The organism is Erythrobacter westpacificensis (genome assembly GCF_039542285.1).
In the GTDB taxonomy this organism is placed as follows: domain Bacteria; phylum Pseudomonadota; class Alphaproteobacteria; order Sphingomonadales; family Sphingomonadaceae; genus Alteraurantiacibacter; species Alteraurantiacibacter westpacificensis.
In genome coordinates this window covers 279,863-294,666 of record NZ_BAABHV010000017.1, presented here as the reverse complement: position 1 = coordinate 294,666, position 14,804 = coordinate 279,863, and the positions used below count along the sequence as shown (strand labels likewise).

Genomic DNA, 14,804 nt, shown 5'->3' with positions numbered 1-14,804 from the left:
TCCGATCAATAGGCGCGCGCGACGTAGACCCGCTCCACGGCGGGTTCGCCGGTGAAGATGCAGGTGCCGTCTGCGGGCGGTGCGTGCATCGGCACGTTGCGCAGGGTGAGGCGAAGCTCCTTCAGGGTTTCGACCACCTTGGCGAGTGCATCGCCGGTCGGCTTCGCCCACTGGACTTCGACCCAACCGGGATACTTCGCCTCCCGGCTGAAATGTTCGGCCAGCGCGTCCATGTCCGATATGTCACGGCGGATGTTCGCCTCGCGCCGCTCGCGCGCTGCCACCAGCATGCCGTTCTGCATGTCGGCCAGCACGCCCGGAATGCTCTGCGCGCAAAGATCGCGCTCCGGGTTCTGGAACGCGGGCTTGCCGGTTTCGGTGTTCCACAGCGCATCGCGGCGCAGCAGGCTGACGACGCCGTTTTCCATGTCGCGTCCACCAACCTCGATGATGACCGGCGCGCCCTTGCGGACCCAGTCCCAGCGCTTGGCCGCGGCCTTGCCGGGGCGCTTGTCCAGCAGCACGCGGGCCGGTTCGCCCAGCGCAGTCTGCCCGGCGATCGCGGCGCGAAGTCCCTCGCAGTAGTCGAGCAGCGCCTCGTCCTCCGGCTTGTCGCGCAGCATCGGCAGGATTACCACCTGGAACGGCGCGAGCGCGGGCGGCACGCGCAGCCCGTCATCGTCGCCATGCACCATGATTAGGCCGCCGACCATCCGGGTGGAAACCCCCCAGCTAACCGTGTGGCACAGCACCTCGCGCCCGGCGTCGTTCTGGTACTTGATGTTGGCGGCATGGGCGAAATTCGTGCCGAGGTAGTGGCTGGTGCCTGCCTGCAGCGCCTTGCCGTCCTGCATCATGGCCTCGATCGACCAGGTTTCGACAGCGCCGGGGAAACGCTCGTTCTCCGGTTTCTCGCCCGCGATCACGGGGATGGCCACGTCTTCCTCGGCAAAGGCGCGATACATTTCCAACGCCGTCATGGTTTCTGCCTGCGCCTCTTCCGCGCTTGCGTGGGCGGAATGGCCTTCCTGCCACAGGAATTCGCTGGTGCGCAGGAACATGCGGGTGCGCATTTCCCAGCGTACCACGTTGGCCCACTGGTTGAGCCGCAGCGGCAGGTCGCGCCACGACTGGATCCAGCGGCTCATGGCATCGCCGATGATCGTCTCTGACGTCGGCCGGACAACCAGCGGCTCTTCCAGCTTGGCTTCGGGATCGGGGATCAGGCCCCCTTCCCCGTCTGCAATCAGGCGGTGATGCGTGACGACGGCCATTTCCTTGGCAAAGCCATCGACGTGCTCGGCCTCGCGCTCGAAATTCTTGAGCGGGATGAACAGCGGGAAATAGGCGTTCTGCACGCCCGCAGCCTTGATCCGGTCATCCAGCAGGCGCTGCATCCGTTCCCAGATACCGTAGCCCCAAGGCTTGATGACCATGCATCCGCGCACCCCCGATTCCTCGGCCATGTCGGCGGCTGAAATGACTTCCTGGTACCAGGCGGCGAAATCATCCTCGCGCTTGGTGTTGAGGGCGTGGCGAATGGCAGACATCGGCGAATCTCGCGGGCAGAAAGAAGGTGCACGCCCCCATGACGCTGTGCGGGGGCGATGTCGAGTTTTGCGTGAAAGCGGCTATCCGCAGTCGGGGAATTATTTGCCCAGTTCGTCCAGCTTGCGCTGCATCGCGGCCATCTGCTCTTTCAGGGCATCGATATCGTCGGACTTCGTTTCCGGCTGCGTAGCCACCGGCGCGCCATTGGCGCCAGGCATGAACGCACCTGCTGCGGCCTGGAACATCGCCATGTTCTGTTCGGCCATCTTGGTGAAGGCATCGGGCCCCATGCTGGACTGGAACGCCTCGCGCAGCTTGCTCTGGTTCGACTGGAAATTTTCCATCGTCGCTTCAAGATAGGGCGGCATCATGGCCTGCATGGAATTGCCGTACATGGCGATCAGCTGGCGCAGGAAGCTGACGGGCAGCATGTGCTCCCCGTTGGCCTCTTCCTCCATGATGATCTGCGTCAGGATCGTGTGCGTGATGTCACCACCGGTCTTGGCGTCGAGCACCTGGAAATCCACGCCCGTGCGCACCATCCGCGCCAGGTCTTCCAGAGTGATGTAGCTGGAGGACTGCGTGTTGTAGAGGCGACGATTGGCGTACTTCTTGATGATGATCGTTTCACCATCGGCAGTATTCTTGGCGGCCATAATGCGATTTCCTGCGCTTTTGTTTTTTCATGCTTAGCACTTGCAGCATGAAATTGCCAATCCTTCTCGTCAGCACACCCTTGTGAAGCGGTGGCCGAGCAGGGTCAAAAGCTCGTATTGCGACAGGCCGGACGTTCGAGAAGCCTGCGGCAAATCATAGGAAAGGCTACAGAAATCGCCTGCGCAAAGATCGGTGCCGGTGCAATCCAGGATGACCATGTCCATCGAGATGCGCCCGATTATCGGCAGTTTCCGGTCCCCATGCTGCATCGCACCTTTCGTGCCCCATGATCGCAGGATTCCATCGGCATAGCCCAGCGATACCGTGGCCGCGCGCATCGGCTTTGTTGCGGTGAACACGGCGTTGTATCCCACCTTGTCGCCGGGGCTCAGGTTCCTCACCTGCAACACGGCGGCCTCGACGTAGGCGACCTGCGACACGACACCGGCCAGCGTGCCGCGCGGAACGCCGCCGTAAAGAGCAAGGCCGGGCCGCGTAAGATCGAAGTGATAATCCGGCCCCAAGGCAATTCCGGCGCTGTTGGCAAGGCTTAGCGCATTGTGCTTCACCTGCTGCGATGCCTGCCGGAACGCCCGCAGTTGCGTCTCGTTTTGCGCCGTTTCTTCGTCCGCCGACGCCAGGTGGGAAAGCAGCGTATCGACCTGCAATTGCCCGATCACCGGGTCGCCGAGGTTACCGGTCTCGACCCCGAGCCGGTTCATCCCGGTATCCACCATCAGGTGGCACGGCCCGCCGCCCGCCTCCAGCCAGACCTGGGCCTGGTGGAGCGAATTGATGACGGGTAGGACGCCTGTTGCCTTGGCGAAGGCGGCTTCCTGCGTATTTCCCACCCCGTGCAGCACGGCGATGTCACCGCCACCAGTGTAGGCAAGTACGCCGGGCACCTCGCTCCAGTGCGCCACGAAGAACTGCCTTGCCCCTGCGCCCAGCAAGGTGGGCATCACGTAGTCGATGCCGAGGCCGTAGCCATCTGCCTTTACCGCAGCGCCCGCCGTGGCGGCGCCGGATAGCCTGTTCATCGCGCGCCAGTTATCGGACAGGGCCGCAGTGTCGATCCGCAGGCGCAGGGTCGCCGGCGGCAATTCAGGAATGTTCATCGGAGAATTCGCGCGGAGGTCCGCCCTTGATGCCCCACCATGCCACGACCGCGCCGAAGGCGACGACGGCCCATGTGTACCAGAGGCCGGAATAGACATCCCCCGTTCGCGCCTGGATGTAGCCTGCAATCAGCGGCAGGAAGCCGCCAAGGTAGCCCGCGCCAATGTGGTAGGGGATCGAGAGCGAGGAATAGCGTATCTGCGGTGGAAACATCTCCGCCAGCAGTGCCGCGACCGAACCGTAAGTCAGCGCAGATAACATGCCGAAGCCGAGTAGCAGGCCAACGATGCCAAGGACGTTGGCCAGCGGCGGGGTCTGGACAGAGAAATCATAGCCCTGCGATTCCAGCGCGCCCTGAATGGCCGCCCTGCGATTGTCCGTACCGAGCGCGCTGTAATCGAGACTTGCCGCGCCGATGGAGACGACGGGTTGGCTGGCATCGCCCTCTAGGTCGTAAGGCACGCCGAGCGCGGTCAGATCCTGAAGCACGCGGCCGCAGGGGGTTGCCTGCACCTCGGCGAATGGATCGAAGCTGCAGTCCGGGCCGCTCACCACCACCGGCGCTTCCTCGGCGCTGCGTTGCAGGCCGGGATTGGCGAGCGAGCCCATGCCCCAGAACAGCGGGAAGATCAGCACCAGCGTTAGCAGCGCGCCGATGATGATCGGCTTCTTGCGCCCCACCCTGTCCGACCATTTGCCGACGACGAGGTAGAAGCTCATAGCAATTGCGCCAGACACGAGCATGATGACCTCCACCAGTCCTTCTTCCATGCGCATCGGGCCGCGCAGGAATGAGAGGCTGGAGAAGAACGCGGTGTACCAGATGGTGGTGAGGATGCCGGTAATGCCGAACAGGGCCACGAAGATGCGGCGCTTGTTGCCCGGATAGGTGAAGCTCTCGATGAAGGGATTTCCGGCAGTCTCGCCTGCCTCCTTCATGGCCTGGAACACCGGGCTTTCCGAAAGCTTGAAACGCATCCACAGCGAGATTGCGAGCAGGATGAGGGAAAGCAGGAATGGTACGCGCCAGCCCCACTCGGCGAAATCCTCAGCAGGGATCAGCGCGCGGCAGGCCAGCACCACGAGAATGGAGAGAACGAATCCGCCGACCACGCTGGCCTGGATGAAGCTGGTGTAGAAGCCTCGCTTTTCCGGCGGCGCGTGTTCGGCCACGTAGATCGCGGCCCCGCCGTATTCACCGCCCAGCGCCAGCCCTTGCAGGATGCGAAAGAGGATGACGATGATCGGCGCGGCAATGCCGATGGTCGCCGCTGTCGGGATCAGGCCAACGCCCGCTGTCGCCACGCCCATGAGGGTGACGGTGACGAGGAAGGTGTACTTGCGACCCAGCCGGTCTCCCAGGAAGCCGAACAAAATCGCCCCCAGGGGGCGGAAACCGAAGCCCACGGCAAAACCAGCCCAGACCAGCAGCAGTTGCAGCGTCTCGTTGTCGCTTGGGAAAAACGCCGCGCCAATCAGGGCTGCGAGCGTGCCGTAGATGAAGAAATCGTACCATTCGAAGATGGTCCCGGCGGAACTGGCGGCGATGACCAGCCGGATTTCCTTGGCGCTGGGTTCGTGGTGTGTGCTTGCGGCCGTTGTCGCCATGTGCTCCCCCGAGAATTCGACGAGAGAAGCGTTAGCCCGCCGCGTTCGCGCTGGAAAGGGCCTCGCTGGCGGCCTTCCACGGCAACAGCATGGCCCCGTGACGACCGGGATAGTCGCGCGCGGGTGTGATCAGGTCGAGATCGGGCCAGTCCGGCTGGGCAGAACCGCTTTCCAGCCATGCCGTAAGATCGGCGAGCGCTGAATCGATTTCGGCCGCGCTCCTGCCCTTCGCATGACGCGCGAAGATGGCGGCGGCGGCTTGACCCACTGCGCAGGCACGCACCTTCATGCCAAGATTGGCGATCTGCCCCTGCCCGTCGATGCGGAGATCAAGCTCCAGCGTGGAGCCGCAGGCAGGCGAACGGGCCGAGCCATGGGTGTCGGCCCCGGTCAGCGGCGGGACATTCGCCAGTTCTACCGCGGCCGCCAGCATCTGGGGGGTATAGAGCCTCTCGGCGCTCATTCCGCCTCTTCTTCCTGCAATCGCGCTCGGCGTTCCGCAATGATCTGCACCATCGCGCGCGATCCGGCATCGACGAGCTGATAACTGCGCGCTTCCGCGATCCACAGCGGGCGACCTTTTGCGCCCCAGACGGTATCGTATCCCAGCACCAGCAGGGAGAAGGCGATGACAACGATAATCACGCCTTTCAGCGCGCCGAAGCCGAAGCCAAGCACCCTGTCGATCGGCCCCAGCACCGATTTGCGAGTGGATCGTCCGGCGATGCGAGCGATCAGCTTCATCGCGGCATAGGGAATGAGTAGCAGGAGTGCGAAGGCGAGGATCGATGCCGTGATGGGCGAACCCATGAATTCAAGGATGGCGGCGGTGAGGTCCGTATGCAGGAAGCGGATCGCGAAGATCGCCAGGAGCCATGCCATGATCGACAAGACTTCCTGCACGAATCCGCGCAGAAACCCGCCGATTGCGCCGACGCCGACGATCAGCAAAACGATCAGATCAAATCCCGTCATCCGGCGAAGGGCTTATGCTGATGCCATGACCCGGTCAACGAGAGACGAGACCGCGCCGATGTCCGTATATCGCAAGCCAGACACGTCCTGCCCCCCGTCCGCAGGGCCGAAAGCGGTCTTGAAGCCAAGCTTTGCCGCCTCTTTCTGTCGCACATTTCCGTGGGCGACCGGGCGAACCTCCCCCGACAGGGCGAGTTCGCCAAACCACACTGCGCTGGCCGGCAACGGCTTGTCTGCCAGCGCACTGATCAGCGCAGCGGCAACGGCCAGGTCCGCGGCGGGATCGGCCAGGCGGTATCCGCCCGCGACGTTCAGGTAGACTTCCGCCGTTGAAAAACTGAGGCCGCAGCGCGACTCCAGCACGGCCAGCAGCATGGCCAGCCTCCCGCTGTCCCAGCCCACTACTGCGCGGCGCGGGGTCGCGCCCGATTGCAGCCGAACAATCAGCGCCTGTATTTCCACCAGCACCGGGCGCGTGCCTTCCAGCGCGGGGAAAACCGCGGCCCCGGCGATAGGCTCGTCCCGGCCCGAGAGGAACAACGAGGACGGGTTGCCCACTTCGTCCAGCCCGTGGCCTTCCATCGCGAACACGCCGATCTCGTCCACTGCGCCGAAGCGGTTCTTCAGGCAGCGCAGGATGCGGTACTGGTGGCTGCGCTCTCCCTCGAAGCTCATCACGGTATCCACCATGTGTTCCAGCACGCGCGGCCCGGCGATATTGCCGTCCTTGGTAACGTGGCCGACCAATACCAGCGCGGTGCCGCGTTCCTTGGCGTAGCGGATGAGTTCGAACGCACTCGCGCGCACCTGGCTGACAGTGCCGGGCGCGCCTTCGATCATGTCGGAATGCATGGTCTGGATCGAATCGACGACAAGCAATTGCGGTGGCTCGTCCTGCCCCAGGGTGGTGAGGATATCGCGCACCGAGGTTGCCGCCGCCAGCTTCAACGGGGCCTTGGACAGGCCCAGCCGCGCCGCGCGCATCCGGACCTGTCCGGTCGCTTCTTCTCCGCTGACATAGACGGCATTGCCGCCTTCCTGAGCGATCCTGGCTGCCGCTTGCAACAGCAGGGTGGACTTGCCGATGCCCGGCTCCCCGCCCATCAGGATGGCGGCACCGGGCACCAGCCCGCCGCCCAGCGCACGGTCGAACTCGGCGATGCCGGTGGTCCGCCGAGACAGCGGCTTCGTCGGCGCATCCAGCGTTTCGAAGGCAATCGCCCTGCCGCCGCTGGAGAGATCGTGCTTTGCGGTAAACGCCGTGTCGGGCGTGTCCTCGACAAGCGAATTCCACTGCGAGCAATCGGGGCACTGCCCCTGCCAGCGGTGGGATACGCTGCCACAGTCGGTACAGATGAAGCGCTTCTTAGGCTTTGCCATGGCTCACCGCTAACCGGAACGAAAGCGGAACGCAAGCGCGTAGAATTCGGCATCTGGCCACGGCGCGTCCCATCTGCCATTGAACAGGTGATGCGGCAGAAAGAGCTAAGAATTGCGCTAGTCTGTTATGGCGGTGTCAGCCTGGCGGTCTACATGCACGGCGTTACCAAGGAAATCTGGAAGCTCGCTCGCGCCAGCCGGGCCTACCATGCTTCGGATCGCGCTCGACTATCGGGTGTCGAGGCGGTTTACCATGATATGCTGCGCCATATCGAGGAAGAGCGCGGCCTGCGCCTGCGGATCCTGCCCGATATCATCACCGGGGCCAGTGCAGGCGGGATCAACGCCGTGTTTCTTGCCCAGGCCATCCATTCCGGCCAGAGCCTGGAGCCGCTGACGGAACTGTGGCTGAAGAACGCCGATGTCGAGCGACTGGTGGAGCCCGAGGCACGGCCATGGTCGCCCGCAGCGCGCGTCTACATGCGGCCGATCGTCTGGTATCTGACGCGCGGCCCGGGCAACACCGTGACAGAAACCGTTGCGGTCGAAACCCGAACCGAGGTTCGGCGCAAGATTTCGAGCCTGGTGCGCGGGCGCTGGTTCGAACCGCCGTTCTCCGGTGCGGGCTTCTCGCGGCTCATCCATAACGCCCTGTTGGCAATGGAGCAGAGCCAGTCCGGCGCCCCGCTCCTGCCGCCGCGCCATCCGCTCGACCTTCTGGTAACGGCTACCGATTTTCGCGGGCGGCTCGAGACTCTCAGGCTCAACAGCCCGCCGCAGGTGGAGGAACCGGAACACCGTATGCCCATCGGCTTTCGTGCCCACACCCCGCTCGACGGTGGTCAGAACCTTGCGCGGCTGTGCGAACTCACCCTTGCTGCACGCGCGACCGCGAGTTTTCCGGGCGCTTTTCCTCCTCTGCGAATTGCAGAGATCGACGAGGTTTGCGGCGGAGACTGGCAGGAACGCGAACAGTTCCTGCGCCGCATCATGCCAACCCACGTGAAGCGTGGCACGGTGGATCATGTCGCGCTGGTCGATGGGTCGGTGCTGAACAACGCGCCGTTCGAGGGTGCTATCGAGGCTCTCACCGTGCGGCCGGCTCAACGCGAGGTGGACCGGCGCTTCGTCTATATCGATCCCTCCCCTCGCCGTCCGCGTCCCGAGGAAGGCGAGGCCGTCAAGCCGGTGAGTTTCTTCGGTGCCATTGCGGGCTCGCTCTCCGCCATCCCACGCGAACAGCCGATCCGCGATAACCTCGAAGTGCTGGAAGAGCAGACGCGCGAAGCGGAGCGGTTGCGCAAGATGGTGGCGGCGCTGCGTCCTGAAGTGGAAGGCGCGGTGGACAGGCTTTTTGGCCGAACGCTGTTCCTCGATCGCCCCAATCGCAAGCGCCTCGCCAACTGGCGCGCGCGGGCCCAGCAGGCAGCGGCGGAACAGGCCGGTTACGCCTTTCAGTCCTACGCGCAGGCGAAGCTCAGCGGCATTATCGACAGGCTGGCAGACCTCGCTCGACGGGCCGCCAACACGGCGGAAATGCCCGGCGCACCCGTTATCGCGGCGCGTCTGCGGCAGGAAATCGACGCGCACGACATGAGCAGTCTGAGCGCGGCCAAGGGCAGCGGCGCGAGCGAGGCGGCGATCGCGTTCTTCCGCGACCATGACCTTGCCTTCCGCATCCGCCGCCTCCGCCTGCTGGCCCGCAGGCTCTCACGTGACTGGGAGCACGATCCCGATATCCCGGACGAGGGCCTGGAGGACGCGCGGGACGCCGTTTATCGCACGCTGACGCTTTATTTCGCGAAGGAAGACCCGCAGAATCTCGGCGCCGGTTTCGACGATATTGCCGCAGGGGTGATGGACGATCCAGCGCGGTTCCTCGATGAACTGGCCCAGCGGCGCGCATTGCGGGCAACGGACGAAGCGGCGGAAGAGGTGCTTTGCGAGGCGCTGGGTGCGATGCCCAAGGACCTGCGGCGTCGCGTACTGCTCGCCTACCTCGGCTTCCCGTTCTACGACGTGGCCACGCTTCCACTGCTGAGGAACGAGGGCCTGACGGAATTTGACCCGGTGAAGGTCGACCGGATCAGCCCGGAAGACGCCAAGGCCATCCGCGATGGCGGCACGGCGGCCACGTTGAGAGGCACCGAGTTCTTCAATTTCGGCGCCTTCTTCAGCCGCGCCTACCGCGAGAACGATTATCTCTGGGGTCGCCTTCACGGTGCCGAACGGATGATCGACCTCGTCTGTTCGACAATCCCCGGCGGCCACGACGAGGCGCATTGCCTGGCCGTGAAGCGCGATGCTTTCCTGGCAATCTGCGACGAGGAGGACGCGCGCGATAATTGCAGCCCGCGACTGATCGCGGCGCTGCGGGGTGAGATCATAGCCAAGCTGGGAGCGGGTTAGCCCCCGAAGGCATCCTTTAGCTTGTCGAAGAAGCCGCGGCTTTCCGGGCATTCCTCGCCCGTTTCGGTCTCGCGGAATTCACGCAGAAGTTCCTTCTGGCGGGATGAGAGCTTGGTGGGCGTTTCCACCATTACTTCGACCACCAGATCGCCGCGACCGCGCCCTTGCAGCACGGGCATGCCGGCGCCGCGCTTGCGCAGCTGCTTGCCGGACTGGATGCCGGCAGGAATATCGATCGAGTGCTTCTCGCCATCGAGACCGGGAATTTCGATTGTATCTCCCAGCGCGGCAACTGTGAAGCTGACAGGCACGCGGGTGAACAGGGCCGTGCCTTCGCGGGCGAAGACGGGGTGTTCCTTGATGTGCACGAAAATGTAGAGGTCGCCCGCCGGTGCGCCCATGGGACCGGCCTCGCCCTTGCCGGAGAGGCGGATGCGGGTGCCGTTATCGACACCGGGCGGTATCTCGACATCGAGAACCTGTTCCTGGTCCACGCGGCCCTCGCCACGGCACGAATGGCAATGCTGTTCCAGCACTTCGCCGCGGCCGCTGCATGTGGGGCACGGGCGTTCGATCACGAACAGGCCCTGCTGCGCGCGAACCTTGCCGTGGCCGTGACACAGTTCGCAGCGACGCTTGCCGGTGCCCGGCTCCGCGCCGGAGCCTTCGCAGGTGTCGCAGGTCGCGGCCACTTCGACGGTGATCTGAGTGGACTTGCCGTGAAACGCTTCTTCCAGCGAAACCTGCATGTCGTAGCGCAGGTCCGCCCCGCGACGCGGACGGGCCCGGCCGCTGGCACCGCCGCCGAACGCGCTGCCGAAAATCGTTTCAAAAATATCGCCGAGATCGCTGAACTCGGCGCCGTGATGGCCACCACCGCCACCCATGCCCTGCTGGAAGGCTTCGTGGCCGTAGCGGTCGTAGGCCGCGCGCTTCTGCGGATCTTTCAGCACTTCGTAGGCGGCGCTGCACGCCTTGAACCGGGCTTCCGCCTCGGCATCGCCCGGATTGCGATCCGGATGGTATTTCATCGCCATCTTGCGATAGGCGGACTTGACCGTCGCGCCATCGGCATCGCGCGAGACACCAAGCAGTTCGTAGAAATCGACTTCAGTCGCAGACATTAAAGAACCCCCAAACCGTACCGCCACCGGCGCGGGAAGCGTCGGTGGCGGTTGGTTTGTCCATCATTAAACCGATCAGGACTTGCCGTTGTCTTCGTCCACCTCGGTGAACTCGGCATCGACAACCTCTTCCTCCTCGCCGGGCGCGGAGGCATCGTCGGATGCGGCGGCGTCGGCAGCGGCATCAGCGCCGGCAGCCTGTTCCTTCTCGTAAATGGCCTGGCCCATCTTCATGGCGACCTGCGTCAAGGCTTCGCTCTTGGCCTTCATGGCTTCGATCTCGCCGCCTTCCAGAGCTTCCTTCGCTTCGGAAACCGCGGTTTCGATCTCGCCCTTCAGGCCAGCGTCGATCTTGTCGCCGTTTTCCTCGAGCTGCTTCTCGGTGGCGTGCACCAGGCTGTCGAGGTTGTTGCGGACTTCGGCGGATTCGCGGCGCTTCTTGTCCTCGTCGGCGAACTTCTCGGCATCCTGCACCATCTGTTCGATGTCGGAATCCGATAGGCCGCCGGAGGCCTGGATGCGGATCTGCTGTTCCTTGCCCGTGCCCTTGTCCTTGGCGGACACGTTCACGATGCCGTTGGCGTCGATGTCGAAAGTCACTTCGATCTGCGGCACGCCGCGCGGTGCGGGAGGAATGCCGACAAGGTCGAACTGGCCGAGCAGCTTGTTGTCCGCCGCCATTTCACGCTCGCCCTGGAATACGCGGATCGTCACAGCGCCCTGGTTGTCCTCGGCGGTGGAGTAGACCTGCGTCTTCTTGGTCGGGATCGTGGTGTTGCGGTCGATCATGCGGGTGAACACGCCGCCCAGCGTCTCGATGCCCAGTGAAAGCGGGGTCACGTCGAGCAGCAGCACATCCTTCACGTCGCCCTGCAGAACCCCTGCCTGGATGGCAGCGCCCATGGCCACGACTTCGTCCGGGTTCACGCCGGTATGCGGCTTAGAACCGAAGAACTCTTCCACCACTTCGCGAACCTTGGGCATGCGGGTCATGCCGCCCACCAGGATCACTTCGTCGATGCCGTCCTTGGCAACGCCGGCGTCGGCCAGCGCCTTCTTGCACGGCTCCAGCGTGCGCTTGATGAGATCACCCACCAGTTGCTCCAGCTTGGAGCGGCTGATCGTTTCCACCAGGTGCAGCGGAGTGGACGAGCCACCTTCCATGCGCGCGGTGATGAACGGCAGGTTCACTTCCGTGGTCTGGCTGCTGGAAAGCTCGATCTTGGCCTTTTCGGCAGCTTCCTTCAGGCGCTGAAGAGCGAGCTTGTCGGTCTTCAGGTCCATGTTTTCCTTGGATTTGAACTGCTCGGCCAGGTAATCGACGATTGCGTTGTCGAAGTCTTCACCGCCCAGGAAGGTGTCGCCGTTGGTCGACTTCACTTCGAACACGCCGTCCCCGATTTCGAGGATCGAGACGTCGAAGGTACCGCCGCCAAGGTCGTAGACGGCGATGGTCTTGCCGTCTTCCTTGTCCATGCCATAGGCGAGCGCGGCCGCAGTAGGCTCGTTGATGATGCGCTCTACTTCAAGCCCGGCGATCTGGCCGGCATCCTTGGTTGCCTGGCGCTGCGCATCGTTGAAGTAGGCGGGAACGGTGATGACCGCCTTGGTCACGGTTTCGCCAAGATAGCTCTCGGCGGTTTCCTTCATCTTCTGCAGGATGAAGGCGGAAATCTGGCTGGGCGAATACTCTTCGCCGCCTGCTTCGACCCAGGCATCGCCATTCTTGCCCTTGACGATGTCATAGGGAACGATGTCCATGTCCTTCTTGGTGGTCGGATCGTCGAACCGACGACCGATCAGGCGCTTGATCGCGAACAGGGTATTGTCCGGGTTGGTGACGGCCTGGCGCTTGGCAGGCTGGCCGATCAGGCGCTCGTCATCCTTGGTGAAGGCCACGATCGAGGGCGTCGTGCGCGCGCCTTCGGAATTCTCGATAACCTTGGGCTTGCCGCCTTCCATCACGGCGACGCAGCTGTTGGTGGTGCCAAGGTCGATACCGATAATCTTGCTCATAATTCCCCATCTCTTTCAGTGTTGGACGCTGCACGTTCGGCCCCCCGATCCCGCGGGGATCCTGATGGCAAGGCCACTCGGCAGCTCGTGAAAAGCTGTGTGTCGAAGGCGGATATAGGAGCGGTTTTGCTTGGCACAAGGGAGCACGGCGACTAGAAATCCGCGCATCTTCTGAGAGGGGAATTCGATGAATACAAAGAGCATTCTGGCTTCCGTGGCGGCGCTGGGCCTGGTCATGGCAACGGCAGCCTGCGGCGGTGACGCCGAGGAGCCCGCGGCGGACGCGGAACCCGATGCCCCTGCCGGCATCACCGTTTCCGATGGCTGGATGGCCCTTCCCGCCGTCTCCGGAAATCCGGCAGCCGTCTATTTCACCGTCAGCAATTCGAGCGATACCAATCGCATGATCCGCTCCGCCTACGTGGAAGGTGCGGGCAGCGCCATGCTCCACCAGATGAGCGAGTGGAACCTGCAGCCTTCCATGGATGAGGTGATGCAGCTCGATGTGCCCGCGGGCGGCAACCTGGCATTCGAGCCGGAGAGCTATCACGTGATGGCGATGGACCTGGCCGACACGCTGGAAGTCGGCGGAGAGACCGAAGTCACGCTGACCTTCGTCGGTGGCGACAAGGTTAGCTTCCCGGTAGAAATCCGTGCTCCGGGCGATGCGCCTGGCGGCGACCCGGAATAATTTGGGCGGAATAATGGATGCAGGCAGCGCGGCCTCCTGCCCCGTCGGCGGCGAAAGGCCACTGAGCGAGGGAGAGGTTGCGCTTGCCCGCAGCATGTTCGGCGATGCCATCGATTATGCGAAAGTCCGTATAAGGCGCCGGAAATGGGCGTTCTTCCAGCCCAGACGGATCACCATGGCTCCGCGCGGCCATATCCATTTCCATCCTCTGGGCGATACCTATTGCGATGATTTCGCCAGCGTACCCGTTACTCGGCAGGCGCTGTTCATCCACGAAATGACCCATGTCTGGCAGACCCAGACGCGCGGAGACTGGTACCTGGTCCTGAACCGGATGCCGTGGGCGACTTACGACTATTCGCTGAAACCGGGATGGCCGCTGACAAAGTACGGCATCGAGCAGCAGGCGCGCATCGTCGAGCATGCCTTCCTGCTACGTAACGGTTACAAACTGGCTGGCGTTGGCGACCCTGCTGCATATGATGTGCTGGTGAATTTTCCCGGAGCAGCAAGGCCGGGCTAGCAAGAGAGAAGCCGCGAAGCGCAAGGAGAGAAAGGGACCGTCGATGCCGCACAAGGTAGACCACGCAGCCATCCTGAAGAGCCACGCCGAAGTGCGCGGGGATATCGGGAATATCTGGCAATCGATCGATCCTGCGAAGACCGCGCACCTGATCGTGGACATGCAGAACGGCTTCGTTGCCGAAGGTGCGCCGGTGGAGGTGCCCGAAGCGCGAGGCGTGGTAGACGAGATCAACCGCTTGAGCCGCGCGGTGCGCGATGCCAGCGGGGTCAATGTCTTCCTGCGCTTCACCACGCCCGATCCCGATGGTCCGGCGGCCTGGCCCATTTTTGCCGAGCGCATGATGGACGGTATAGCCGCCCACCGTGAGGCATTTACGAAGGGCGCGGATTACTGGCAAATGTGGCCGGAGATCGAGGTCGACGCTGCAGATTTGCTGGTCGACAAGCATCGCTTCAGCGCTTTCACGCCGGGCACCTGCGACCTGCACTCCATCCTGTCCGAACACGGCATCGAGAACCTGCTGATCTCCGGCACACTGACCAATTGCTGCTGCGAAAGCACGGCGCGCGATGCCATGCAGCTCAACTACCGCGTGATCATGGCTGTCGACGCCTGTGCGGCACTAAGCGATGAGGCCCATGCAGGCACGCTCGACAGCATGGCGCTGGTCTTCGCAGACCTGCGAACCGTCGACGAACTTGAAGGTATGTTGGCGAAACAGGCGGCTGCCGAAGCAGCCGCCTGATCT

The 14,804-nt window shown here is 63.5% G+C and carries 13 protein-coding genes; 4 read left to right on the top strand and 9 right to left on the bottom strand.

The window, feature by feature from the left end; all coding sequences use genetic code 11:
* Positions 1-5 precede the first annotated feature (5 nt).
* From ABFX23_RS12305 to radA, 7 genes are all read right to left on the bottom strand, one after another.
* Positions 6-1,550: an aminoacyl--tRNA ligase-related protein gene (locus ABFX23_RS12305; RefSeq protein ID WP_346033339.1), complete on the bottom strand. Its 1,545-nt coding sequence runs from the start codon at positions 1,548-1,550 to the stop codon at positions 6-8.
* Positions 1,551-1,649: 99 nt separating this feature from the next.
* Complete coding sequence (gene phaR, locus ABFX23_RS12300) at positions 1,650-2,207, bottom strand: polyhydroxyalkanoate synthesis repressor PhaR (RefSeq protein WP_346033338.1); 558 nt, start codon at positions 2,205-2,207, stop codon at positions 1,650-1,652.
* Positions 2,208-2,276: 69 nt separating this feature from the next.
* Positions 2,277-3,326 (bottom strand): alanine racemase, encoded by a 1,050-nt coding sequence (gene alr / locus ABFX23_RS12295; RefSeq protein ID WP_346033337.1) that lies wholly within the window; start codon positions 3,324-3,326, stop codon positions 2,277-2,279.
* Positions 3,313-4,935 carry an MFS transporter gene (locus ABFX23_RS12290; protein ID WP_346033336.1) on the bottom strand — a complete coding sequence of 541 codons (1,623 nt, stop codon included), beginning with the start codon at positions 4,933-4,935 and terminating at the stop codon, positions 3,313-3,315. Before ABFX23_RS12290 ends, alr begins: the two co-directional genes overlap by 14 nt.
* A gap of 31 nt (positions 4,936-4,966) precedes the next feature.
* Positions 4,967-5,398, bottom strand: a complete 432-nt coding sequence (locus ABFX23_RS12285) for an iron-sulfur cluster assembly scaffold protein (protein ID WP_346033335.1) — start codon at positions 5,396-5,398, stop codon at positions 4,967-4,969.
* Complete coding sequence (locus ABFX23_RS12280) at positions 5,395-5,910, bottom strand: CvpA family protein (protein WP_346033334.1); 516 nt, start codon at positions 5,908-5,910, stop codon at positions 5,395-5,397. Before ABFX23_RS12280 ends, ABFX23_RS12285 begins: the two co-directional genes overlap by 4 nt.
* A 12-nt stretch (positions 5,911-5,922) precedes the next feature.
* Complete coding sequence (radA, locus tag ABFX23_RS12275) at positions 5,923-7,290, bottom strand: DNA repair protein RadA (protein ID WP_346033333.1); 1,368 nt, start codon at positions 7,288-7,290, stop codon at positions 5,923-5,925.
* A 90-nt stretch (positions 7,291-7,380) separates the two neighbouring features.
* Between radA and ABFX23_RS12270 the strand changes: the two genes are divergently transcribed.
* Positions 7,381-9,699 carry a patatin-like protein gene (locus ABFX23_RS12270; protein WP_346033332.1) on the top strand — a complete coding sequence of 773 codons (2,319 nt, stop codon included), beginning with the start codon at positions 7,381-7,383 and terminating at the stop codon, positions 9,697-9,699.
* Here ABFX23_RS12270 and dnaJ read toward each other — a convergent pair.
* A complete protein-coding gene (dnaJ, locus tag ABFX23_RS12265; protein WP_346033331.1) occupies positions 9,696-10,823 on the bottom strand; it encodes a molecular chaperone DnaJ in 1,128 nt (375 codons plus the stop codon). The genes ABFX23_RS12270 and dnaJ overlap by 4 nt on opposite strands.
* A gap of 75 nt (positions 10,824-10,898) precedes the next feature.
* Positions 10,899-12,839, bottom strand: coding sequence for a molecular chaperone DnaK (gene dnaK / locus ABFX23_RS12260; RefSeq protein ID WP_346033330.1), 1,941 nt, complete (start codon positions 12,837-12,839; stop codon positions 10,899-10,901).
* Between the two features lie 187 nt (positions 12,840-13,026).
* Between dnaK and ABFX23_RS12255 the strand changes: the two genes are divergently transcribed.
* Genes ABFX23_RS12255 through ABFX23_RS12245 form a run of 3 tightly spaced genes read left to right on the top strand, consistent with a single transcriptional unit; the run spans position 13,027 to position 14,801 of the window.
* Positions 13,027-13,530, top strand: coding sequence for a copper chaperone PCu(A)C (locus tag ABFX23_RS12255; protein ID WP_346033329.1), 504 nt, complete (start codon positions 13,027-13,029; stop codon positions 13,528-13,530).
* 13 nt (positions 13,531-13,543) lie between these two features.
* Positions 13,544-14,053: a vgr related protein gene (locus ABFX23_RS12250; protein ID WP_346033328.1), complete on the top strand. Its 510-nt coding sequence runs from the start codon at positions 13,544-13,546 to the stop codon at positions 14,051-14,053.
* 43 nt (positions 14,054-14,096) lie between these two features.
* Positions 14,097-14,801: a cysteine hydrolase family protein gene (locus tag ABFX23_RS12245; protein WP_346033327.1), complete on the top strand. Its 705-nt coding sequence runs from the start codon at positions 14,097-14,099 to the stop codon at positions 14,799-14,801.
* Positions 14,802-14,804: the final 3 nt, after the last annotated feature.